General features: G+C 36.7%; 1 protein-coding gene. It reads left to right on the forward strand.

Translation table 11 applies throughout. The annotated features are described in order from the left end of the window. Positions 1-503: DUF4265 domain-containing protein (locus tag GWK09_RS14900; RefSeq protein ID WP_317174547.1), on the forward strand; the 503-nt coding region annotated here is incomplete at its 5' end. Between the last annotated feature and the right edge of the window lie 63 nt (positions 504-566).

Here is a 566-nt window from a genome sequence, read left to right on the forward strand (position 1 = left end):
CCGTTGTGCCTAATTGTTTAATGTCAAGTACTGAGAATACACACAAGAAAATTTTATTCAAATACCACAGCAATGTCTTGGATGACTTGACAGTAGAAACAATGTGGGCGGAAATTGTGGATGAGGAAAATGGAATTTACAAGTTAGATAACATCCCTTTCTATGGTCCACCAATTGCAACTGGTGACGAGTTCTATGCTGAATACGATGAATCCGAACAAATGCTAACGTATCGAAAAACAACCAAGTTTTCTGGTAATTCTATTGTATTGGTTGTCATAATTCAAGAAGGTCTTGACAAAGAACTAATCCGTAACCGATTTAAGGAATTAAACTGTTGGTCAGAAGGAATTAACGACTCATACTTTTCTATGGAAGTATTAAAGGAGGTCGACTATTCGCGGATTAAAGAAATTTTGATGAGGTATGAAAAAGAAGGTATCCTAGAATTTGCGGAACCATGTCTTTCTGAAAAACATAAGGTGGATTTAAAAAACAACTAGGCACAACAACGGCTATGGTTCATCGCCCTCTGAGGTCTGGGATTATTTGCTATTTTAGGGATT

The organism is Muriicola jejuensis, assembly GCF_010671595.1.
GTDB lineage: Bacteria > Bacteroidota > Bacteroidia > Flavobacteriales > Flavobacteriaceae > Muriicola > Muriicola jejuensis.